This is a genomic window from Acidisoma sibiricum, assembly GCF_057837225.1.
On sequence record NZ_CM174445.1, the window covers coordinates 668,120 to 689,538 of the forward strand.

The 21,419-nt window shown below is 66.5% G+C and carries 20 protein-coding genes; 17 read left to right on the forward strand and 3 right to left on the reverse strand.

What is annotated here, in order from left to right:
• Positions 1–25 precede the first annotated feature (25 nt).
• The 5 genes from AC3G7M_RS03220 (at position 26) to AC3G7M_RS03240 (ending at position 6,114) form a co-directional block, all read left to right on the forward strand.
• Positions 26–1,396, forward strand: a complete 1,371-nt coding sequence (locus tag AC3G7M_RS03220; RefSeq protein ID WP_489214280.1) for an aminotransferase-like domain-containing protein — start codon at positions 26–28, stop codon at positions 1,394–1,396.
• A gap of 248 nt (positions 1,397–1,644) precedes the next feature.
• On the forward strand, positions 1,645–2,787 hold the full coding sequence (locus AC3G7M_RS03225) for an HlyD family secretion protein (protein ID WP_489214281.1): 1,143 nt from the start codon (positions 1,645–1,647) through the stop codon (positions 2,785–2,787).
• Positions 2,784–4,367, forward strand: a complete 1,584-nt coding sequence (locus AC3G7M_RS03230) for an MFS transporter (protein WP_489214282.1) — start codon at positions 2,784–2,786, stop codon at positions 4,365–4,367. The genes AC3G7M_RS03225 and AC3G7M_RS03230 overlap by 4 nt, the downstream gene beginning before the upstream one ends.
• On the forward strand, positions 4,364–5,782 hold the full coding sequence (locus tag AC3G7M_RS03235; protein ID WP_489214283.1) for an efflux transporter outer membrane subunit: 1,419 nt from the start codon (positions 4,364–4,366) through the stop codon (positions 5,780–5,782). The genes AC3G7M_RS03230 and AC3G7M_RS03235 overlap by 4 nt, the downstream gene beginning before the upstream one ends.
• A gap of 80 nt (positions 5,783–5,862) precedes the next feature.
• Positions 5,863–6,114: a hypothetical protein gene (locus AC3G7M_RS03240; RefSeq protein ID WP_489214284.1), complete on the forward strand. Its 252-nt coding sequence runs from the start codon at positions 5,863–5,865 to the stop codon at positions 6,112–6,114.
• Positions 6,115–6,165: 51 nt separating this feature from the next.
• Here AC3G7M_RS03240 and AC3G7M_RS03245 read toward each other — a convergent pair whose 3' ends face one another.
• Both AC3G7M_RS03245 and AC3G7M_RS03250 read right to left on the reverse strand, forming a co-directional pair.
• Positions 6,166–6,915, reverse strand: a complete 750-nt coding sequence (locus AC3G7M_RS03245; protein WP_489214285.1) for an alpha/beta hydrolase — start codon at positions 6,913–6,915, stop codon at positions 6,166–6,168.
• Entirely contained in the window at positions 6,912–8,219 is a 1,308-nt protein-coding gene (locus tag AC3G7M_RS03250) for a hemolysin family protein (RefSeq protein WP_489215934.1), read from the reverse strand. Before AC3G7M_RS03250 ends, AC3G7M_RS03245 begins: the two co-directional genes overlap by 4 nt.
• Positions 8,220–8,395: 176 nt before the next feature.
• Here AC3G7M_RS03250 and AC3G7M_RS03255 point away from each other — a divergent pair, with 176 nt between their 5' ends.
• The 10 genes from AC3G7M_RS03255 (at position 8,396) to AC3G7M_RS03300 (ending at position 16,662) form a co-directional block, all read left to right on the forward strand.
• Positions 8,396–8,908, forward strand: coding sequence for a DUF3429 domain-containing protein (locus tag AC3G7M_RS03255; protein ID WP_489214286.1), 513 nt, complete (start codon positions 8,396–8,398; stop codon positions 8,906–8,908).
• Positions 8,909–9,075: 167 nt separating this feature from the next.
• The gene (locus AC3G7M_RS03260; RefSeq protein ID WP_489214287.1) at positions 9,076–9,270 is read left to right on the forward strand and encodes a hypothetical protein; all 195 of its coding nucleotides are present in this window, start codon (positions 9,076–9,078) and stop codon (positions 9,268–9,270) included.
• A gap of 199 nt (positions 9,271–9,469) precedes the next feature.
• A complete protein-coding gene (locus AC3G7M_RS03265; protein WP_489215936.1) occupies positions 9,470–10,861 on the forward strand; it encodes a pyridoxal phosphate-dependent decarboxylase family protein in 1,392 nt (463 codons plus the stop codon).
• Between the two features lie 23 nt (positions 10,862–10,884).
• Positions 10,885–11,511 (forward strand): bifunctional 4-hydroxy-2-oxoglutarate aldolase/2-dehydro-3-deoxy-phosphogluconate aldolase, encoded by a 627-nt coding sequence (locus AC3G7M_RS03270; RefSeq protein WP_489214288.1) that lies wholly within the window; start codon positions 10,885–10,887, stop codon positions 11,509–11,511.
• 25 nt (positions 11,512–11,536) lie between these two features.
• On the forward strand, positions 11,537–12,472 hold the full coding sequence (locus AC3G7M_RS03275; RefSeq protein WP_489214289.1) for a sugar kinase: 936 nt from the start codon (positions 11,537–11,539) through the stop codon (positions 12,470–12,472).
• 7 nt (positions 12,473–12,479) lie between these two features.
• Positions 12,480–13,094 (forward strand): phosphoribosyltransferase family protein, encoded by a 615-nt coding sequence (locus tag AC3G7M_RS03280; RefSeq protein WP_489214290.1) that lies wholly within the window; start codon positions 12,480–12,482, stop codon positions 13,092–13,094.
• A 54-nt stretch (positions 13,095–13,148) separates the two neighbouring features.
• A complete protein-coding gene (locus AC3G7M_RS03285) occupies positions 13,149–14,285 on the forward strand; it encodes an MlaE family ABC transporter permease (protein WP_489214291.1) in 1,137 nt (378 codons plus the stop codon).
• Positions 14,269–15,087 carry an ABC transporter ATP-binding protein gene (locus tag AC3G7M_RS03290; protein WP_489214292.1) on the forward strand — a complete coding sequence of 273 codons (819 nt, stop codon included), beginning with the start codon at positions 14,269–14,271 and terminating at the stop codon, positions 15,085–15,087. The genes AC3G7M_RS03285 and AC3G7M_RS03290 overlap by 17 nt, the downstream gene beginning before the upstream one ends.
• A gap of 4 nt (positions 15,088–15,091) precedes the next feature.
• Positions 15,092–16,051: an MlaD family protein gene (locus tag AC3G7M_RS03295; RefSeq protein ID WP_489214293.1), complete on the forward strand. Its 960-nt coding sequence runs from the start codon at positions 15,092–15,094 to the stop codon at positions 16,049–16,051.
• Positions 16,048–16,662, forward strand: a complete 615-nt coding sequence (locus AC3G7M_RS03300; RefSeq protein ID WP_489214294.1) for a PqiC family protein — start codon at positions 16,048–16,050, stop codon at positions 16,660–16,662. Before AC3G7M_RS03295 ends, AC3G7M_RS03300 begins: the two co-directional genes overlap by 4 nt.
• Positions 16,663–16,732: 70 nt before the next feature.
• Here the strand turns inward: AC3G7M_RS03300 and AC3G7M_RS03305 are convergent, their stop codons facing one another.
• Positions 16,733–18,355, reverse strand: a complete 1,623-nt coding sequence (locus AC3G7M_RS03305; protein WP_489214295.1) for an ABC-F family ATP-binding cassette domain-containing protein — start codon at positions 18,353–18,355, stop codon at positions 16,733–16,735.
• Between the two features lie 182 nt (positions 18,356–18,537).
• Between AC3G7M_RS03305 and AC3G7M_RS03310 the strand changes: the two genes are divergently transcribed.
• Complete coding sequence (locus AC3G7M_RS03310; protein ID WP_489214296.1) at positions 18,538–19,986, forward strand: sensor histidine kinase; 1,449 nt, start codon at positions 18,538–18,540, stop codon at positions 19,984–19,986.
• On the forward strand, positions 19,964–21,289 hold the full coding sequence (locus AC3G7M_RS03315) for a sigma-54-dependent transcriptional regulator (RefSeq protein ID WP_489214297.1): 1,326 nt from the start codon (positions 19,964–19,966) through the stop codon (positions 21,287–21,289). The genes AC3G7M_RS03310 and AC3G7M_RS03315 overlap by 23 nt, the downstream gene beginning before the upstream one ends.
• The last annotated feature ends 130 nt before the right edge of the window (positions 21,290–21,419 follow it).

A 21,419-nucleotide genomic window follows, 5' to 3' on the forward strand; every position in this document is an offset into this window, starting at 1 on the left:
CCGCGTTACTCAACACCTGCGCCAATTGGCCAGCGCAGCCCAGCCCGGCGCGCGCCTGCCCTCGGTGCGCGACCTGATGCGTGATCTCGGCGTCAGCCCCGTCACCGTGCAGCGCGCCATCGATGCGCTGGTCCAGGCGGGGTTGATCGAGGCCCGGCCCGGCCAGGGCACCTTCGTGCGCGAGCGTGAGGCCGATGGCCCCACTCCGGCCGCGCCCGATTTCGGGTGGCAGAGCCTGGCCCTCGGTTCGCCCCGCGGCCGCGCCGACGGTTTGAATTCGCTGCTGCGCATGCCGCGCCCGGGCGTCATGGCGCTCAACCTCGGCTATCTGCCGGATGAGACCTTGCCGCATGCCTTGCTCTCGGCCGCCGGCGGACGGGCGCTGCGCCGTCCGGGCATCTGGGCGCGCGTGCCCATCGAAGGGCTGGAAGCGCTGCGGGCCTGGTTCGCCTCTGAAACGGGCGATGCCTATCTGCCGTCGGAAGTCACCATCTGCCCCGGCACCCAGGCCGCCAATGCCGCAGCCTTTCGCGCGCTCGCCCAGCCCGGCGATCCCGTCATCGTCGAAAGCCCGACCTATACCGGCGCCATCGCCGCCGCCGCGAATGCCGGATTGCGCCTCGTGCCGGTGCCGATGGATGAAGACGGCGTGCGGCCGGATTTGCTGGAACAGGCCTTTGCCCGCACCGGCGCGCGGCTCTTCTATTGCCAGCCCACCTTCTCCAACCCGACCGGCGCGGTGCTGTCGCCCGCCCGGCGGGACGCGGTGATAGACATTGTCACCCGCGCCGGCGCTTTCCTGATCGAGGATGACTGGGCCCGCGATTTCAGCCTGGAGGGTGAGCCGCCGCCCCCGCTCGCCCGCGCCGACCGCGACGGCCATGTCGTCTATATCCGGTCGCTGACCAAATGCGCGGCGCCCGGCCTGCGCATCGGCGCCATCTGCGCCCGCGGCGCGGCTTTGGAGCGGCTGCGCATGGCGCGCCTGACGGATGATTTTTCGGTCCCCGGCCTGATGCAGGAGACGGCTTTGCAACTGGTCACCGCCGCCAGCTGGCCCAAGCATCTGAAGGCGCTGCGGGCCGAGCTGAAGCATCGCCGGGATCTGCTGGTCGCGGCCGTGCGCGCGGAACTGGGCGAGGCCGCCATCGCCCATGTGCCGGCCGGCGGCCTGCATCTCTGGGTCGCCCTCCCGCCCGGCCTGTCGGACGCAGCCGTCGCCCGCCGCGCCGCGGCTGAGGATGTGCTCGTCGGCAGCGGCCGCTTCTGGTTTCCCGCCGAAGCGACAGCCCCCTATCTGCGGCTAAGCTTCGCGGGGGCCAAGTCCGACTGGATCACCGAGGCGGTGCGACGCCTCGGCCAGGTCATCGCGACTGAAGCGGCAGCGGCGGCCTAAGATCCAGACCGGGCGCGGACGACGCAGGCCGTCGCGTCCGTTTCGCCATGAAAATTTACGGACAGCGCACGGGCGCACTAGTATTGCGGCCCTGAAGTAGTCCACCCTTGTCGTCTCTCAAGGGGATCGGACCCGGGCCGGCATGGGCAGCGCCGGCCCTGGTTCCTCATTCTGCGCTGTGAGTGTGAGTATGATGACCGGAATGACATCCTCCCTGCGACGGGCCCGGATCGAAGGAGCGGCGGTCCTTGTCCCCGGCTGATCCGCCGTCTGCGCCGCCATCGTCCCCAACCATCGTGCAGCCACCAGCCCCAGCGCGGGCACGCACCCGCCTCGTCGCGTTTTTCGGCGTTTTTTGGCGGCTGCTGACCTTCGTCCTGGCCGCGGCCATCGTCTATATCTGCTTCACGCAATGGAATCGCTGGGAAGGCCTGGCGCGGTTCCAGACGACCGACGATGCCTATCTGCAGACCAATCTCACCCCGCTCAGCGCCCAGGTCGCGGGCTATGTCGGCCGTGTCCCGGTGCAGGATTACGCAACCGTCACGGCGGGACAGGTCATCGCGACCATCGTCGACGCCCCCTATCGTGCCGAAGTCGCGCGCGCGGAAGCGGCAATCGCCGGGGCGCAAGCGGCCATCGCCGAGCTTGCCGCCCAGCGGCCGCTGCTGGAGGCCAATCTGCGCGCGGCCCAGGCCGTGGTCGCCGGCACTGCCGCCTCTCTCGGCCAGAGCGGCCGTGATGTCACGCGGCAGCAGCGCCTGCTGACATCAGGGTCTTCGTCTCAGGCCGATCTCGAAAAAATGGCGACCAGCCACGCGGAACTCGTGGCCCGCCTGCAGCAGAATCAGGCGCAGGCGGATGCCGTCTCCCGCCAGATCGCGCTGCTCTCCGCCCAAGGCGAGCAGGCGGAGGCAAGCCTCGCCGCCCAGCAGGCGGCGCTGCGTATCGCCCAGATCAATCTCGGCTATACGCAGATCACGGCGCCGACGGATGGCATCATCGGCCTGCGGCAGGTGTTGCCCGGACAATATGTCGCACCCGGCACGCAGGTCACCACGCTCGCCCAGCTGCCGCTGCTATGGGTTATCGCCAATTACAAGGAAACCCAGCTCACCCATGTCGTGGTCGGTGAAAGTGCCACCATCACCGTCGATCCCTTTCCGGGCTATGTGCTGCATGGCAAGGTCGTTGCCATCTCGCCTGCCTCAGGCTCGCAATTCGCGCTTCTGCCACCCGACAACGCGACCGGCAATTTCACCAAGATCGTGCAGCGGATTGCGGTCAAGATTGCGATCACCGATACCGATGGCCTGACCGGACGCTTGCGCGCCGGCATGTCCGCAATCCCCCGGATCGACACCACCTTGCCCGACGGCAGCCGCCCATGAGTGCGGCCGCCGCACCGGCACCGCCGGGTGAGGCACCGATCCCCTGGCTCGGCCTCATCGCCGTGCTGCTCGGCACCTTCATCTCCACCTTGACCGGCAGGCTCTCGACCTTTGGCCTTACGGACATGCGCGGCGCCCTGCATGCGGGCTTCGACGAAGGCGCCTGGATCACCACCGCCTTCACCGTCGCGCAGATGCTCATCACGCCGATCGCCGTCTGGGTCGGCAGCATCTATGGCCCGCGCCGCATCCTCATCATCGCAGCACTGTCCTTCGCCACGACCTCCGCCCTCATTCCCTTTTCGCAAAATCTCTCGACCGTGCTGGTCCTGATGTTTCTCTCAGGCCTCGGCTCAGGCTGCTTCATTCCGCTGACGCTGAGCTACATTCTGCGCAACATGCCGCTCAGGCTCTGGGCCTATGGCATCGTGCTCTATGCGCTCAACCTTGAGCTTTCGCTCAATATCTCGGCCTCGCTTGAAGGCTGGTATGTCGACAACCTCTCCTGGCACTGGATCTTCTGGCAGAACGTGCCACTGGCCCTCGGCATGGCGATCTGTCTGCATTTTGGTGTGCGCTATCAACCGCCGCCGCCGGTCCGCATCCACAAGGATATCTACGGCCTCGTCTCCTGCGGCCTCGGCCTCGCACTCCTCTATGCCGCGCTCGACCAGGGCAACCGCGTCGACTGGCTGAATTCCGGCCTGGTCTGGGGGCTGGGCCTCGCCGGCATTCTCATGCTCATTGCCTTCGTCATTCATGAGAAGACGACCGCACAGCCCTGGCTCGATTTCCATGTCCTGCTCAACCGGCCGATGCCCTATCTGCTGCTCATGATCGGCCTGCTGCGGCTGACGATCCTCTCCACCGCCTATCTCATTCCCTATTTTCTCGGCGGCGTGCGCGGCTTTCGCGCGCTGCAGGTGGGCGACACGCTGATCTGGATCGCGGTGCCGCAGCTCATCATTTGTCCCATCGCGGCGCTCATGCTGCGCCGGCTCGATCCGCGCTTTGTCGCCTCCATGGGCCTCTGCCTCATCGGTATCGCCTGCATGACGGTCGCCTATACGCTGACGCCCAATTGGGGCTCGGATCAGTTCCTGCTCTCCCAGCTTCTGCAGGCGGTCGGGCAAAGCTGCGCGCTCTCCGGCATCATCTTCAACGGCGTCCTGCATCTGCGGCCACAGGATGCGCTCTCCTTTGGCGCGCTCCTGCAGATCGCCCGCCTCTTCGGCGGCGAGGCCGGGCAGGCCTTCGTCTCAACGCTGGCGCGCCTGCGCGAACAGCGCGCTTCCAATCTCATCGGCCAGCATCTGCAAATCGGCGATCCAGCGGTGCATCAGCGCTTGGCCGCCTATGCCCAGACCATCGCCCATCACGGCCATCCGGGCAGCGCCGCCCCGCTTCTGCTCGGCGCCGTCGTCCGCACCATGGCGACGACCCTGGCGACGATCGACAGTTTCGTGGGCGTCGCCTGCTGCGCGGGCTTCGGGCTTTTCGTCATGATCGTGCTGCTGCGGCCGCCGCCGCGCACCCCGGCCTCGCACCGGCCGCTGTTTCGCCGCAAGGCCGCGGGATGAGACGCCTTGCCGCCATCATGGTCCTCGCCGCCCTCAGCGCCTGCGCGCTCGGGCCCGACTATAAGCCGCCCGTGCCGCCCCTGGGCGCCGATCACGCCTTTCTGTCGACCGATCCGGCGGAGAGCGCCACGTCCGCGCTGCCCGACGGCTGGTGGCAGCTGTACGACGATCAGCGGCTGAACGCGCTCATTGCCCAGGCCTTCGCCGCCAACCAGGACCTGAAAGTGGCCGAGGCGAATCTTGCCGCCTCCCGCGCCATCTTTGAAGGCGCGCGGGCCCTGCAACTGCCGCAGACGGGCGTGTCCGGCAGCGGCACCTATGGCCGCGATCCGACGCTCGACACCATTGTCGAGACCGAGGGGCACGAGCCGCAGGACGGCTGGATCTTCGATGCGGCGCTCGACGTCTCCTATGAGATCGACCTCTTCGGCCATGTCCGCCGGCAGGTCGAAGCGGCGCGCGACAATGCCGAAGCCGTCGCCGCCGCGCGCGATGCCCTGCGCGTCACCATCGCGGCGGAAACAGCGCGGGCCTATGGCGAGGTTTGCGCAATCGGCGAGGAACTGACGGTCGCCCATCAATCGCTCGCCATCGTCTCGGACCAGCTGCACATCGTGCAGAACCAGCTGAGTGCCGGGGCCGGCACGGAATTTGATGTTGTGCGGTCACAGACCCTGGTTGCGCAGGTGCAGGCGACGATCCCGCCGCTGGACGGCGCCCGCCGCTCGGCAGTGTTTGAACTGGCGGCGCTCCTCGGCCGCACGCCCGCCGAAGCGCCCACGGATGTCGAAAGCTGCGTAACGCCGCCGCAACTCGCTGCCCCCCTGCCGGTGGGGGATGGTGCGGCCCTGCTGCGCCGCAGGCCCGATATCCGCGAGGCCGATCGCAAGCTCGCCGTCGCCCTGGCCCAGATCGGTGTGGCCAAGGCGGATCTCTTTCCCCGTGTCACACTCAACGGGTTTTATGGTGGCGCCAGCAACCAGATCACCCTGCTCGGGTCCAATTCTGGCCTCGCCTGGGGTCTGGGACCGGCGATCAGCTGGACCTTTCCGAATATGGCCGGGCCGCTCGCCAAGCTTGCGCAAAGCCGCGCCCAGGCACGCGGGGCGCTGGCCGGCTTCAATGCGGTGGTGCTGCAGGCTTTGAAGGAAACGGAACAGGCGCTCAGCGCCTATAATGCCGAAGCGGCGCATCATGCGGCGCTGGTGGCGGCGGCCGATGATGCGACGCGCGCCCTCTCCATGGCGCAGGCGCAGTTCGCCGCCGGGCAGATCAGCAATCTGGACCTGCTGACCTCTTCCCAGACTCAGGTCAGCGCCGCGGGGGCCGTGGCAGGGTCAGACGCGCAGCTGATCCAGGACCAGATCGCGCTCTTCAAGGCACTTGGCGGCGGATGGCAAGCCTCCCGACCCTGACTCGCAGATCAAAAAATGTTCTTGCCTTGTTCCCGTTTCATTCGCTAGCCTGTTCTCGTTCTCACAACGAGGTTCGCGCCATGCCTGATCTCATTTCGCATAGCCCGCTGCGCCCTGCGTCACTGCGCCCGGCTGAAGACCAGGAAGTCGTCAAGGAATTGGCCTACGTGCTGCGCAGCTGGCCGGGTGCCCGCGGCCGCCGCCGCGGGGATGACGCGCTGGCCCGCATCACGGCGGAACGGCTGGTCGATTATCTGCATCTTTCGGGGTTTGAGCTGATGCGCCGCCCGGCCATTGCCATGGACATGCAGTATGTGGGTGGTGAGGGTTAACCGGTCACCGCCGGCCCGCCCAACCTGCCTTGTTGTCTTTCAGCCAGCCGGTCAGCCCGGCAGAAATTCCGCCACCCTTTCCTGCAGGAGAGACAGATCGCTCTCCCGCGACAGCCGATGGTCACCGTCCTTGATCAGCGTCACGCGCACGTCCCGGCTCTCCACCCGCTCAGCGATGGCAAGCGCCGTCTGCCACGGCACTTCCGCATCCTCCTGCCCCTGCAACAGCCGCAGCGGGCAGGTCAGCGGAATGGGCTTGTCGAGCAGAAGATGGCGGCGGCCGTCTTCGATCAGCCGGCGGGTCAAAGGCAGCGGGTCGCCATAGTCGCTCGGCGCATAGACCACGCCCTCCTCCATCAGCCTCGCCTGGATGGCGGGTGGCATCTGCGCCCAGATCAGGCTCTCGGTAAAATCAGGCGCAGCGGCGATGCCGATATAGGCAACCACCCGATCCGGCCGGGCGAGCGCGATATTGAGGCCGATCCAGCCGCCCATGGAGGAGCCGACCAGAATCAGCGGTCCCGCGGTCGTGGCGTCGATCACCGCCAGAGCGTCCGCCGTCCAAATGCCGATGCTGCCATCCTCGAAACGGCCGCCGCTGACCCCATGGCCGGAATAATCCAGGCGCAGCAGCGCGTGGCCCCTGGCTTCCGCGACTTCCGCCAGGAACACCGCCTTGCTGCCTTCCATGTCGCTGCGAAAGCCGGGCAGGAAGACGATCGTCGGCCCCGCGCCCGCGATTCGCTTCCAGGCGAGTTCCACGCCATCGGCGCGGGCCAGGCGTCCGCTCTCGTCCCTCACGCTGCCGTCTCCGTCACGCCGGTTTCACGGTCGGCGCTCAGCCGATCGACCCGCCTGCCGTCCATGGCCAGAACCTCGAACCGCCAGCCCGCGAAGATGATGCGGTCGCCAACCTGCGGCACCCGGCGCAGCAAAGCCAGGATCAGCCCGGCCGCGGTGTGATAGGTGCCCTGGGCGGGAACCTCGGTGATGGACAGCTTTTCCATCAGCTCATCCAGCGGCATCAGCCCGTCCAGCACGAAACTGGTTTCCTCGGCCGCCCCCGTCTGGGTGCCGCCATGCTCGGCCACCGTCTCGTCGCTGTCGCCGACAATCGCTTCCAGCATATCCGCGGCCGTGATCAGCCCCTCGAAACTGCCATATTCGTCGATCACGAAGGCCATGCCATTGGCATCGCCCTTCAGCCGCTCGAAGGCGTCCAGCGCCGAAATCGCATCCGGCACGATCATCGGCTGCAATATTGCGGCATCCAGGCTGACCTCCCCGCCCTCCAGCAGCTGGTCGAGCAGGTTTTTGGCCAGTACGATGCCGACCGCATTGTCGACCGATCCGTCACCCACCACGAAACGCGAATGCGGGCTCGCGCGCAGCCGCGCGATCATCTCGGCCACCGGCGCCGCGCGATCGATCCAGGCGATTTCCGTGCGCGGCGTCATGATCGCACGCACCGGCTTGTCGGCCAGACGCAATACCCGCTCGATCATCAGCTTCTCCTCGCTCTCCAGCACGCCGGTCTGGGTGCTTTCGGCCAGCAGCGCCTTAAGCTCCTCTTCACTCGGATGATCCGGCCGGGTGCCGGTGACGCCGAAAAGGCTCAAAATCCCGGCGGAGGTCTTGCTCAGCAGCCAGACCACGGGCTTGGTCACGCGCGCGATCACGATCAGCATCGGCGCCGCTCGCGCGGCGACCATTTCCGGCCGGCGCAGCGCCAGCTGCTTGGGCACCAACTCGCCCAGCACCATCGTCAGGAAAGTGATCAGCACCACGGTCAGGAAGAAAGCCAGGGCATAAGCGAAACGCTCCGGCACGCCGACCTGGACCAGCGCATGCTCGACATCGCCGGTCACCCGCTCGCCGCTGAACATGCCGGTGATGACGCTGACGAGGGTAATGCCGACCTGCACCGTCGGCAGAAAGATATGGGGGTTTTCGGCGAGTTTCCGGGCCACGGCGGCGCCGGCCACGCCCTTGCGCTCCAGCACGGCAAGCCGCGCCCGACGGGCGGAAACCAAGGCAAGTTCGCTGCAGGCAAAGAGGCCATTGATCAGGATCAGCACCAATATGCCGATCGCTTCTATCGAGATCTCCACGCCTGACGCGCCTCCATTGTCACAGACCGATAGGCCGGCCCATATCTCTGTTAGAGCAGGAGGACGGTACCATCTCCAGCCGTTATTGCCGTGCGGCCTCTGGTTGCCACAAAACTGCCACCCAAGCCGAGCCGACCCGGTTCACGTTCGCATCACATAAGGAAGACAGCATGCGTGCCCCTGCCCCCATGGTTCTGCTGCTCGGCTTTCTGGGTCTGATCCCTTTCGTCGTGACCGCCTACCTCGCCTCTGCCTGGCGCAGCCCCTCCGATGCCCAGGCGTTAACGGCGCTGCTGACCTATAGCGCGATCATTCTGTCCTTCCTTGGCGCCGTGCATTGGGGTTTCGCCCTGGCCGAGCCGCCGCAATCCCTCGCCGGGCTGGCACCGCTGCCCTATGCCCAGGACCCGGCGCACAAGCCGCGCCTGGTGCTCGGCGTGGTCCCCGCCCTGATCGGCTGGGCGGCGCTGCTGATCGGACTTTTGATTCCGGCACCCTCCATCGCCCTCTGCGTGCTCATTGCGGGGTTTCTCGCCACCAATATCGCCGAGCACACAGCCCATCGCCGCGGCTGGGTGCCGGGCACCTATCTGTGGCTGCGGTGGATTCTGACGGTGATTGTGGTCGCCCTCCTGGTGACCGTTCTGGTGCTGCGGGTGTCCGGCGCGCGCATCATTCTCTGACAGCGCGGCCCCAAAAACGGCCGTAGACCGCGCCGTTTGAGCGCGTCGCCCTATTTGTGACGCAATTCGTGATGGGACAGCGCCGAAGCATCACCGCCTCGTGATAGCGATTATGGCTCAATTGTGTCTTAATTGGGCCGCGAACACGACAAAGTTGGTGCAAGATTATGTTCCAGACCATCGCCGCCCGCCTCGGGCTGGTTGCCTCTCATCCCGCCGTACCGGCCCCCCCGGCGACGGAGACGGAGGTTGCGGTCGATCAGGATTACGGCGGGTTCGAGGTTTTCGGCCGCAGCGGACTTGATCTCGGCGGCCTGCACCGGGACCAGCAGTGGGTCGGCGCCTGGGGCGGACGCTGCTGATTTCGCTATCTCTCCACCGCCGATAACGGCTTGACGGATCGGCGGCAGGGGGTCTTCTGAACGCGCTTTTCCCGCCAGATGAGGGCAGCGCGTGAACGACTTTCCGAAGCATGCGGCTCAGGGTGCTCCTCTGCCGGTGGATGAGGCCCGCGATCTCGATCCCGATGATTGGGACGCCTTCCGCGTGCTCGGCCACCGCATGCTCGACGATATGGTCGATCACCTGCAAGCGCGGCGGCAGGAACCCGTCTGGCGCCCCCTTCCCTCTGATCTGCGCGACGGCTTCCGCCAGCCTCTCCCCGTAAACGGTGCTACGGCCGAAACGGTTTATGACCGTTTCCGCGAGAGCATCCTTCCCTACAGCACCGGCAATACGCATCCGCGCTTCATGGGCTGGGTCCATGGCGGCGGCACGCCTTTGGGCATGCTGGCGGAGATGCTGGCCGGCGGCCTCAACGCCAATCTGGGTGGACGTGACCATGCCCCGATCGAGGCCGAGCGCCAGGTCATCCGCTGGGCGGCCCAGGCCTTCGGCCTGCCGGACACAGCGAGCGGCCTGCTCGTCACCGGCAGTTCGATGGCGAATTTCATCGCCGTGCTGATGGCCCGCCGCACCGCACTCGGCCAGGACAGCCGCAAGACCGGCGTCGGGGGCGCCCGCCTTACGGCCTATGCCTCCGCAGGCGTGCATCGCTGTGTGCCGGATGCGCTGGACATGGCCGGGATTGGCAGTGCCGCGCTGCGCCGCATTCCCGTCGATACCGATTTCAGCATGGACCTCGCGGCCCTCAGCGCCGCCATCGCCGTCGACCGTGCCGCGGGCGCCACGCCCTTCCTGGTTGTCGGCACGGCGGGTTCGGTCGATATCGGCGCTTTCGACGACCTCGCCGCCATCGCCGATATCGCGGCGGCGGAGGATCTCTGGTTCCATGTCGACGGCGCGTTCGGCGCACTCGCCGCTCTCTCACCGGCACTCGCGCCGAAAGTCGCCGGTATGGACCGCGCCCGCTCCATCGCCTTCGATTTCCACAAATGGGCGCAGGCGCCCTATGACGCCGGCTGCATCCTGGTGCGCGATCAGACGGACCAGATCGCGACCTTCGCCTCCCCCGCCGCCTATCTGACGGCCACCAGCCGCGGCCTCGCCGCCAATGCGCCCTGGCCGGCCGATCTCGGCCCTGACCTCTCCCGCGGGTTTCGGGCGCTGAAACTGTGGTTCGCGCTGCAGGTCTTTGGCGCCGATCGCCTGGGCGCGGTGGCCGAGCAATCCTGCGCCGTCGCGGCCCATCTGGCCGCGCGCGTCGCGGCCGAGCCGGCGCTGGAACTGCTCGCTCCCGTGCCGCTCAACATCGTCTGCTTCCGCTATCGCGCAGCCCCGGTCGAGATGCTCGATGCGCTGAATGCGGCGATCGTCGCCGATATCCAGGAAGCCGGGCTGGCAGCACCCTCCACCACCAGCATCGCGGGCCATCTCGCCATCCGCGCCGCCTTCGTCAACCATCGCAGCCGGAACGCGGATGCCGACGCGCTGGTCGATGCGGTGCTGGCCGCGGCACGGGCAGCCGTGCCAAAACCGGTCCCGTCACGCTGATCGCATAGGAGAGGAACAAGGCCATGCGCGAACATCCCCTGATCGGGCAGCTCAAGGCGGCACGGGTGGTGCCGGTGGTGCGGATGAAGAATGCGGCCCATGCGGCGACCGCCGTACGCTGGCTGTATGACGCGGGCCTGCGCATTTTTGAGATCACCATGACCATCCCGGACGCGCCGGCGCTGATCCGCGAACTCTCCTCCGATCCGGCTTTGCTGGTCGGTGCCGGCACCGTGCCCGATGCCGCGACCGCCGATCTCTGCCTGCGCGCCGGGGCGCGTTTCGTGGTCTCGCCCTGGGTCGATCCTGATCTCGTCGCGCCCTGCCGCGCGGCCGGCGCCATCCTGATGTCGGGTGCCACCACGCCCACCGAAGTGCGCGCAGCGCTCAAGGCCGGGGCCGAGGTTGTGAAGGTTTTCCCGGCCGCCTCCGCCGGCGGTCCCAGCCATGTCAAAGCCCTGGTCAGCGTCTTCCCGGGCGTCACCTTCTGCCCCACCGGCGGTGTCGATCCCAGCAATCTGGACGCCTATCTCTCTGCCGGTGCATCCTTCGTCGGCATGGGCGGCAAGCTGGTGGATGAAAGCCTGGTCGCGGCGGGCGACAAGGCAGCCGTCCTCGCCGTCGCCGAGCAGATCCTCGTCCGGGCCTGAACAGGCCAAAAAGGAGCGCGACAGAATGGCGGCCGAACTGCTCTGCATCGGGGAACCGATGCTGGAATTCAACCAGCAGCCGACGCTGCCGGACGGCCGCGTGCTCTATCAGCAGGGTTTCGGCGGTGACACCTCAAACGTCGCCGTCGCGGCAGCGCGCCAGGGCATTACCGCCGGCTATATTTCGGCGGTCGGCCGTGACCCGGCGGGCGAAGCGCTGCTTGCCTTGTGGGAGGCGGAAGGCGTTGACGTGTCTCACGTGAAACGCTCGGAGACGCATCCGACCGGCGTCTATTTCGTGACCCACGGGCCGAGCGGCCATCGCTTCAGCTACCATCGCAAGGGCTCCGCCGCCGCGGCCCTGACGGCCGCCGATATTCCCGCCAAGGCGATTGCCGAGGCGCGCATCCTCTTCGCCAGCGGCATCAGCCACGGCATTTCCGACAGCGCCGCAGATGCCGTCTTCCATGCCTTCACCCTCGCGCGGCAGGCGGGCGTCGCCATCGCCTATGACACCAATTACCGCCCGGCCTTGTGGGGGCCGCGGCGCGCCGCCGCCATCATCCATGCCGCGGTAGGCGAGGCCGATATCGCCATGCCGGGGCTCGATGACGCGCGCGCGCTGACCGGCCTCACAGACCCGGACGCGGTGCTCGATTTCTATCTCGGCCTGGGCCCGGGCCTCGTGCTTCTCAAAATGGGGGCCGACGGCGTCTATCTCGGCACGCCCGAGGGGCGCCAAAAGATCGCGCCCTTCCCGGCAGCACCAGTGGACGCGACCGGCGCCGGCGACACGTTCTGCGGCGCCGTCATCGCCCGGCTGCTGAAAGGCGAAAGCCCCGAGGACGCCGCCCATTACGCGGCCGCAGCCGCTGCCATCTCCACCACCGGCTACGGCGCCATCGCGCCGATCCCGCGAGCGACGGAAGTCTGGGCCGCCATGGCGATGCGCAACCGATGAGCAACCGATGACCCTCTCACCCGCATTCCACACCGTCACCATCGCTGGGCGGGATGAAGACCTGCCGGTCATCGCGCTGAATGACGCGGTCGCCATCGCTCTGCTGATGGTGATCGACCGCGGCGTCGCTTTCGGCGCGCGCATCGGCACGGCGCTGGCCGATCTCGCCCGGCCGCTCTCTCCCGATATCGTGGTGGGTCCGGCGACGTTGGGCATTCCGGTCGCCATCGAAGTGACGCGGGCGCTGGGCCTCGACGACTACGTCATCCTGCAGAAATCGCCCAAAATCCATCTGGCCGACAGCTTGCGGGAAAGCGTCACCTCCGTCACCTCCCATGGCGCGCAGAACCTGATGCTGGATCGCCGCGCCCTGCCGCTGCTCGCCGGACGCCGCGTCTTCGTGGTGGACGATGTGGCATCAACCGGATCAAGCCTCGCCGCCATGCTGCGCCTGCTGCGTCGTGCGGGGGCTGAGATCATCGGCATCGGCGTCATCCTGACGGAAGGGCATGACTGGAAGACCGCCCTCGGCGCGGATGCCGGCCTCGTCGTGGGACTGGCCCATATTCCGGTTTTTCGCATCGTGAATGACGCAGCCATCGCCATTCCAGAGACGCTGTGAGGAGCGACCCCCGATCAGACCGCGCGCCGAGCCTTAACCGATTGATCGGATAGAATGACAGACCTCACCGCCCACCCTCCGCAGTGGCGGCTCGACACGACAGACCAGCACAACCGCCTCGTGCTGTCCGGTGACTGGACCAGCCATTCCGGCAAGCTGCTGCATTTCCCGAGCGACGGTCTGAAGCAGGCGCAAGCCGGCCAGCCGCTGGTCTTCGATACCGCGGACCTTGGCCGCTGGAATACCGCGCTGATCGGTTTTCTGTGGCAGGTCAAGCAAGCGACGGCCCAGGCGGGCATGGGTTTCGGCAGCGACAGTCTGCCCCAATCAGCCCGCAAGCTGCTCGATCTTTTGCCTGAGCGGCCGCCCGCACCGGCCGCACCGCGCCACACCCCCTTCCGGCCCGTCACCGCTCTCGGCGGCAAGACGCTGGACGGCCTGACCGAAATCGGCACGGTGACTGAGCTGGCGGCCTCGGTCGGTCGCCAGGGCATCACGGCGCTCTTCGGCCGCAGCCGCATGCGCGGGGTCGATCTGCTCGCGAATATCCGCGATGCCGGGCCTTCCTCACTCCTCATCGTCAGCATCGTCAATTTTCTGATCGGTGCCATCCTCGCTTTTGTCGGCGCCGTTCAGCTCAAGAAATTCGCGGCCGATATCTATGTCGCCAACCTCGTCGGGATCGCCATGGTGCGGGAGATGGCGGCGGTGATGACCGCCATCATCATGGCCGGCCGCACAGGCGGCGCCTATGCCGCCCGCATCGCCACCATGCAGGGCAATGAGGAGATCGACGCGCTGACCGTCGCGGGCATCCCCATCACCAGCTATCTCATCCTGCCCTCTGTCCTCGCTTTGATGGCAACCATGCCGCTGCTCTATCTGTACAGTTGTTTGGTCAGCATCGCGGGTGGTGGCGTGGTCTCCATCGCCATGCTGAACGTGACCTGGGCGGGCTATATTCACCAAAGCCTGCGCGCCGTGCCGATCGACCAGTTCGTCTTCGGCTTCATGAAATCCCTGGTCTTCGCGGCCTTCATCGGCCTCATCAGCTGCCATATCGGTCTCCGCGCCGGGCGCAGCGCCAATGATGTCGGCATCGCCGCGACGCGCGCGGTCGTCGTCGGTATCGTCGGCGTCATCGCCATCGACGCCATCTTCGCGGTGATCGCCAATGCCATCGGGATCTGACATGGCCGCCGCCACACCACCGGATGATCCGCGCCCGCCGCTACTGACATTGAGCGGCCTCAGTCTCGGATATGGAACAAAACCCATTCAGCACGACATCGCCATGACCGTGCGAAAGGGCAGCATCTTCGCCGTCATGGGTGGCTCGGGCTGCGGCAAAAGCACCGTCCTGCGCAGCATGATCGGCCTCCTGCGCCCGCAGGCCGGACACTACGAGGTCGAGGGCGAGGATTACTGGGCGGCGAGTGACGCGCGCCGCGCGGTGATTGCGCAACGCTTCGGTGTGCTGTTCCAAAGCGGCGCGCTCTGGAGTTCGATGACGGTGGGGGAGAATGTGGCGCTTCCCATGCAGATGAACACCAGGCTCGATGCGCCGTCCATTCGGGCGCAGGTGGAGCTGAAGCTCGGCCTGGTCGGCATGCTGGATGCCATCGACCAATATCCGTCCGAACTCAGCGGCGGCATGCGCAAACGAGCCGGTCTCGCGCGGGCCATGGCGCTCGATGCCGATGTGCTCTTCTTCGACGAGCCTTCGGCCGGTCTCGACCCCATCACCTCCGTGCGGCTGGACGAGCTGATCCTCAACCTGCGCGACGGTCTGGGGGCAACCATCGTCATGGTCAGCCATGAATTGCCCAGCCTCTTCGCCATTGCCGATGATGGCATCTTTTTGGACGCCCAAACCAAGATGCCCATTGCCCATGGCGCGCCGGCATGGCTGCGCGATCATTGCCAGGACCCGCAGGTCAGCGCCTTCATGCAGCGTCGCAATCCCGAAGACGAGCCGAGCAGGACAAGCTGACACCATGGCAAACAGGCAAACGATGGTCGGGCTTTTTGTGGTGGGCGGGGTAATCCTTGCCGTGGCGGCCTTCATCCTCTTCGGCAATTTCAACCCCTTCTCCACCACCACCCGCGCCGTCGTCATCTTCCAGGGCTCGGCGAGCGGCCTGTCGGTCGGCGCCCCCGTCACCTTCCGGGGCGTGCGCGTCGGCGCGGTCAGCGATATTTCCATCGAATTCGACCAGAAGGCCTATGCTGCCTTCATCCCGGTCACGGTCGAATTGCAGCCGGATCAGGTGCGCCTGACCGAGGATAACAGCCCCCTGCAATTCTCGGCGCTGATCCAGCATGGCCTCCGCGCCGAGCTGAATATCCAAAGCCTGGTCACCGGACAGGCGCAGATCGATCTTGATTTCGATCCCAGCGCACCCGCGGTCCTCCATCCCGGCCTGACCAATCTACCCGAAATCCCGACCCGCCAATCCGTCATCCAGAAGGCGCAGCAGACCCTGTCGCAGCTGCCGCTGAAGCAATTGGCCGACAATGCCAATGCCTCGCTGGAAAGCATCCGCACCCTGGCCGAGAAACTCGATCGCGACCTGCCGCCGCTGATCCAGAGCGTCACTCAGACCTCGGACCATTCGCGGCAGCTGGTCGACAATGCCACCAGCACGATGAGCGATCTCCAGCAGCGTCTGGATACCACCCTCACCGGCGTCGATACGCTCACGGCTTCAACCAACCAGCAGATCGTCGCGCGCAGCGCCGACCTTCATGTGCTGATGGCGGGTGCCGGCCAGACCGTCCGGCAGCTCAACCAAACCCTCGCGGATTTGCGGGAGATGACGAATGCGCGCTCCCCGGACCGCGCCAATCTCGAATCGACCTTGCGGGATCTGGCCGCCGCGACCGCAGCACTGCGCGGCTTCGCGAGCGACGTCGAACGCAATCCGCAACTGCTGCTGATGGGGCGCAAGCAATGAGACACGATCCTGGCTCCGTGCTGACGCGCCGTGCGCTTGGGCTGATGGCGCCGGCGCTCGCCCTCCTGCTTGCCGGCTGTGCGGCGCCACCGCTCAAACTCTATACGCTCGGCGCACCCGCCATCGCCGCAAGTGCGACGCCCACCACCTCAACGACCGTCATGGTCGTCAGCCGCGTCACCTTGCCCGACTATCTGGACAGCCAGGATATCGTGCTGCGCCGCGGCAATCTCATCGACCGCAGCAGCCAGGGCCGCTGGGCCAGCCGGCTGTCCATCGCAGCCACCGACCTCATCACCGCCGAACTGGCAGCGCAGCGGCCAGACCTGCTGATCACGGATCAGCCGCCTGTGGCACCACCCGCCTACCGGCTCGCAATTGCGATCAGCCGGCTCGATATCAGCGACAGCGGCGCGGCCGCGCTGGAGGCGAATTGGACGATCATCCCCAGCAATGAGCGTCTGGCGCTGATCCAGGGCCGCGCGAGCCTGGCGGCCACCGGTCCCGTCGCGACGGACGCTGATGTGGTCAGCCTCACCAACCAGAGTCTCAGCCTTCTCGCGACCCGCATCGGCGCCGATATCCGCAACCTGCCGGCGCAAAGCCGGTAACCTGGACCGCGATCGGGTATGTGCCGTGCAAACCCGCTAGACGGCCAACATAGTAGGGTTTGCACCGCGCTCAGGCGTGCAGGCCGGGCGCTTCCTGCCCAGTGCGCGCGACATATTCGGTATAGCCGCCGCCATATTGGTGGATGCCCTCGGGCGTCAGCTCCAGCACCCGGTTGGAGAGGGCGGCCAGAAAATGCCGGTCATGGCTCACGAACAGCATCGTGCCCTCAAATTGCGAGAGCACGGAAATCAGCATTTCCTTCGTGCCGATATCGAGATGGTTGGTCGGCTCGTCGAGGACCAGGAAATTCGGCGGGTCGAACAGCATCAGCGCCATCACCAGCCGCGCCTTCTCCCCGCCGGACAGAACCCGGCAGCGCTTCTCGACCTCATCGCCTGAGAAGCCGAAGCCGCCAGCCAGCGAGCGCAGCGCGCCCTGGCCGGCCGCCGGAAAGGTATCGACCAGCGTCTCGAAGACCGTGCGCTCGCCATCCAGCAGATCCATCGCATGCTGGGCGAAATAGCCCATCTTCACGCTCGCCCCCAGCGTCACCGTGCCCGCATCCGGCGTGGTCGACCCGGTGACGAGCTTCAGCAGCGTCGATTTGCCGGCGCCATTCACGCCCAGCACGCAGCAGCGCTCCCGCCGGCGCACCATCAGATCCAGCCCCTCATAGATCACACGATTGCCGTAGCGCTTGTGGACGCCTTTCAGATTGGCCACGTCCTCGCCCGAGCGCGGCGGCGTTGCAAACTCAAACACCACGGTCTGGCGGCGTTTCGGCGGCTCCACGCGCTCGATCTTGTCCAGCTTCTTCACCCGGCTCTGCACTTGGGCCGCGTGGGAGGCACGGGCCTTGAAACGCTCGATGAAGTTGATTTCCTTGGCCAGCATCGCCTGCTGCCGCTCGAACTGCGCCTGCTGGTGCTTTTCGTTCAGCGCGCGCTGCTGCTCATAGAATTCGTAATCGCCGGAAAAGACTGTCAGATTGCCGCCGTCGATTTCGATGACGCGATTGATGACGCGGTTCATAAAGGCGCGGTCATGCGAGGTCATCAGCAGCGCGCCGTCGTAATTGGCCAGGAACTGCTCCAGCCAGATCAGGCTTTCCAGATCCAGATGGTTCGACGGTTCGTCGAGCAGCATGACATCGGGGCGCATGAGCAGAATGCGGCCTAAGGCGACCCGCATCTTCCAGCCGCCCGAAAGCCGGCTGACATCGCCGTCCATCATCTCCTGGCTGAAGCCAAGCCCGTGCAGCACCTCGCGCGCGCGGGCATCCAGCGCATAGCCGCCCAGTTCCTCGAACCTGGCCTGCACCTCGCCGAACCGCTCCAGAATGGCGTCCAGCTTATCGAACTGCTCGGGGTCCGCCATGGCGGTCTCAAGTGCGGAAAGTTCGGCCGCGACCGTGCTCACATCCCCCGCGCCATCCATGACTTCCGCGACGGCACTCCGCCCCGCCATCTCACCCACATCCTGGCTGAAGAAGCCGATGGTGACGCCGCGCTCGACCAGAACCTGGCCTTCGTCCGGCTCTTCCTGGCGGGTGATGATGCGGAACAGCGTCGTCTTGCCGGCGCCATTGGGGCCGACCAGGCCGATCTTCTCGCCCTTCTGCAGGGCGGCCGAAGCCTCGATGAAGACCAGACGCTGGCCGTTCTGCTTCGTGATATTGTCCAGGCGGATCATGGGCGCTCAGGGTCCTCGGGCGGCTTCGTGCTGTCGCCGGGGCCTTTACAGCAGAAGGGCGAAAACGGGAACCGCAGGCGCCTGGGGCGCCGTCTCGCCGTCCGAGACCTCGTGGAAATGCAAGTGACCTCCATATGGGCAGGATGCGCTCACTTCGTTCACGTCTTTGGATTTTATGGGGATTGACCTTCGCGGCGTCGCTCTCCGTCGGTTTCCTCCTGTTCCAGCTCTATCGCGCCTCGATGGTCGCGCAGGCGGGGCAGGCGGAAGCCGTGGTGCAGCGGTCATGCGACCTGATCCGAGCGCAATACGCCTTCTACGTGACCGGTTGGAACGGCGCCGGCGCCTCACCCACCGATCGCGGCTTTCGCCGTGACCTCATCCCGGTCGTCAACGCGGCTCTGGCACAGCAGAGCGGCGTGGAAGGCGGGATCTGGTCGGCCGCTTCAGGCCCTTTGGCCTATGCCTTTCCGACCTATCCCGGCGGCAGACTGAAGGCCGATCTCCCCTCCGCCGAAACCGCTGACATCCGGTCCGCGAACGAAGCGGCGGCGGCGACCGATCAGCCGGTGTTTCGCCGGTCCGCCAGAGGGTCGCAAACCCTCCTCCTCGCCGCCTGTCCCCTGGCGGGACCCTATGCAGGGATGACCGCCTGGGCGATGACGCGCGTGCAGGCGGCGCCATTCTATGACCGGCTGACGATCGGCCTGGCACTCCTCTTCGCCCTCGTCCTCGGCATCGCTGGATGGGTCACCTGGTTGACCTCGGTCTGGGGCCGGCATGTCGCGGAAATCGAGACCACCCTGGGCCGCCATGATCTGGAGACGCTGCCGCAAATGCCGGTCACCGGCGAACGCGAGCTGGATCGCATCGTGGGTGCCTTGAACGAGGCCAGCCAGCGGCTGGCGCAGGCGCGGCGCCAGGCAGAGGCCATGGCGTCCAAGGTCACCGCCGCCGAGCGGCTCGCCGCCCTCGGGCGGGTCGCAGCCGGTGTCGCCCATGAAATTCGCAACCCGATGGCGGCCATGCGGCTGCGTATCGAAAACGCCCTGGCGGGTGACGCCGCGCGCCAGCGCGCCGCGCTCGAGACCAGCCTCGCCCAGATCGGCCGGGTCGATGCCCTGGTAACTGAACTGCTGGCCATGACCCAGCGCCAGATGCCGGAATGGCAGGCTGTGACGCTGACGGACTTCCTGGCTGACCGCGTCCGGGAGCATGCCGAGGCGGCGCAGGCGGAGGATGTTGCAGTGACCGTCGCCGATGCCGATCACCCCGCGCGGTTTGATCCGCGCCTGATCGGCCGCGCCATCGACAATATTCTGTTGAACGCCATCCGGCATACGCCGCCGGGCGGTGAGGTCACGATCCGGGTGGAGCGGGACAAGGCCGCGCTCCGCATCATCCTGAGCGATACAGGACCGGGCATCGCGCCGGACTTGCGCACGCAGCTCTTTGAGCCTTTTGCCACAGGCCGCGCGGACGGCACGGGTCTGGGCCTGGCCATCGCCCGCGAGCTGGTCGAGGCGCATGGCGGCAGGCTTCTGCTGGACAGAGAAGACGAAGGCCAGCCGGGCGCCACTTTTATCATCGAACTGCCGCAGGGTGACGATGCCGACCATTCTCATCGTTGACGATGACGCCGCCATGCGCGGCAGCATCGCTGAAACCTTGTCCGATGCCGGGCATGCCGTGCTCACCGCAGCCGACGGCGAGAAGGCTCTTGAGATTTTGCGGCGGCAGACGGTCGACGCCGTTCTGCTCGACCTCAGAATGCCGGGCATGGACGGGCTGGAAGTGCTCGCACGCATCGTCAAAGCCCCCCATGCGCCGCCCACCGCCATTCTCACAGCCGTTGCCAATGCAACCAATACGATCGAGGCCATGCGGCTCGGCGCGGCGGATCATCTGACAAAGCCGATCGGGCGCAGCGATCTTTTGGCCCTCGTCGATCGGATGCTTGTGGTGCCGACCAGTTTGGGCCGGCCGGAGCCCGGCACTGACTCCGGTGAAACGCTGGTCGGGCCGTCTGCCGCCATGCGCGACGTGCAGAAGGCGATCGGCCTTCTGGCTGACAGCGACGTGACGGTGCTCATTTCCGGCGAAACTGGAACCGGCAAGGAAGTGGTCGCGCGCGCACTGCATCGGCATGGCCATCGCCGCAGCAAGCCCTTCGTTGCGGTCAATTGCGCCGCTATTCCGACTGAGCTGCTGGAAAGCCAGTTGTTCGGTCATGTCCGCGGCGCTTTTACGGGCGCGGTCGCCGACCGGCTGGGGTCTTTCCGGGAAGCCCATGGCGGCACGCTGTTCCTGGACGAGATCGGTGACATGGACCTTGCCATGCAGGCCAAGCTGTTGCGGGTCCTGCAGGAACGCATCGTCACGCCGGTTGGTGGCAAATCCGTTGCCATCGACGTGCGCATCGTCGCCGCATCCCACAGGGATCTGCCGGCTGCCGTCACGCGGGGTTTGTTTCGGGAGGATCTTCTCTACCGGCTCCGCGTGGTGCCGCTCAACCTGCCGCCGCTGCGCGAGCGTCTGGCCGATATCGTGCCACTGGCTGAGCATTTCCTGGGCGAAGTGGCGCAGCCGCCCAAGCAGCTATCGGCGGACGCAGCCGCCTTCCTGCTGCGCTATCCCTGGCCGGGCAATGTGCGCGAATTGCAGAACGCGATGCAGCGCGTGAATGCGCTCGTCAGGCGGTCCATCATCGCGGCCGCGGATCTCAGCTTTCTGTCCGCGCTGCCACCGGATACGGATGCGGTCGATTGGCTGAGTGGAGACCTGACGACGGCGGTCGGCCGTCTGGAAGCCGCCATGATCCGGCGCGCTTTGCTGGCCTCCGGTGGCAATAGAGCCGAGGCCGCGCGGGCGCTCGGTATCCATCGGCAGCTGCTGCACACCAAGATCCAGCGCTACGGGCTGGACGCGTCGTGAATCCAGACGGGTCGCGTCTGGAAAGACGACGCCCTATGGCATCGCGGGGGAATTTTATTCAATGATCTTAACGCATTATGGGTTGGTACGGGAGTTGCGCTGTTGAGGCCACGGGCATGGCCCGGACAGA

What these genes read in the sequence shown, in the direction of transcription:
- AC3G7M_RS03230 (WP_489214282.1), top strand. Translation starts at nt 2,784, where the DNA reads ATGAGTGCGGCCGCCGCACCGGCACCGCCGGGTGAGGCACCGATCCCC.
- AC3G7M_RS03235 (WP_489214283.1), top strand. Translation starts at nt 4,364, where the DNA reads ATGAGACGCCTTGCCGCCATCATGGTCCTCGCCGCCCTCAGCGCCTGC.
- AC3G7M_RS03240 (WP_489214284.1), top strand. Translation starts at nt 5,863, where the DNA reads ATGCCTGATCTCATTTCGCATAGCCCGCTGCGCCCTGCGTCACTGCGC.
- AC3G7M_RS03255 (WP_489214286.1), top strand. Translation starts at nt 8,396, where the DNA reads ATGCGTGCCCCTGCCCCCATGGTTCTGCTGCTCGGCTTTCTGGGTCTG.
- AC3G7M_RS03260 (WP_489214287.1), top strand. Translation starts at nt 9,076, where the DNA reads ATGTTCCAGACCATCGCCGCCCGCCTCGGGCTGGTTGCCTCTCATCCC.
- AC3G7M_RS03265 (WP_489215936.1), top strand. Translation starts at nt 9,470, where the DNA reads ATGCTCGACGATATGGTCGATCACCTGCAAGCGCGGCGGCAGGAACCC.
- AC3G7M_RS03270 (WP_489214288.1), top strand. Translation starts at nt 10,885, where the DNA reads ATGCGCGAACATCCCCTGATCGGGCAGCTCAAGGCGGCACGGGTGGTG.
- AC3G7M_RS03275 (WP_489214289.1), top strand. Translation starts at nt 11,537, where the DNA reads ATGGCGGCCGAACTGCTCTGCATCGGGGAACCGATGCTGGAATTCAAC.
- AC3G7M_RS03280 (WP_489214290.1), top strand. Translation starts at nt 12,480, where the DNA reads ATGACCCTCTCACCCGCATTCCACACCGTCACCATCGCTGGGCGGGAT.
- AC3G7M_RS03285 (WP_489214291.1), top strand. Translation starts at nt 13,149, where the DNA reads ATGACAGACCTCACCGCCCACCCTCCGCAGTGGCGGCTCGACACGACA.
- AC3G7M_RS03290 (WP_489214292.1), top strand. Translation starts at nt 14,269, where the DNA reads ATGCCATCGGGATCTGACATGGCCGCCGCCACACCACCGGATGATCCG.
- AC3G7M_RS03295 (WP_489214293.1), top strand. Translation starts at nt 15,092, where the DNA reads ATGGCAAACAGGCAAACGATGGTCGGGCTTTTTGTGGTGGGCGGGGTA.
- AC3G7M_RS03300 (WP_489214294.1), top strand. Translation starts at nt 16,048, where the DNA reads ATGAGACACGATCCTGGCTCCGTGCTGACGCGCCGTGCGCTTGGGCTG.
- AC3G7M_RS03305 (WP_489214295.1), bottom strand. Translation starts at nt 18,355, where the DNA reads ATGATCCGCCTGGACAATATCACGAAGCAGAACGGCCAGCGTCTGGTC.
- AC3G7M_RS03315 (WP_489214297.1), top strand. Translation starts at nt 19,964, where the DNA reads ATGCCGACCATTCTCATCGTTGACGATGACGCCGCCATGCGCGGCAGC.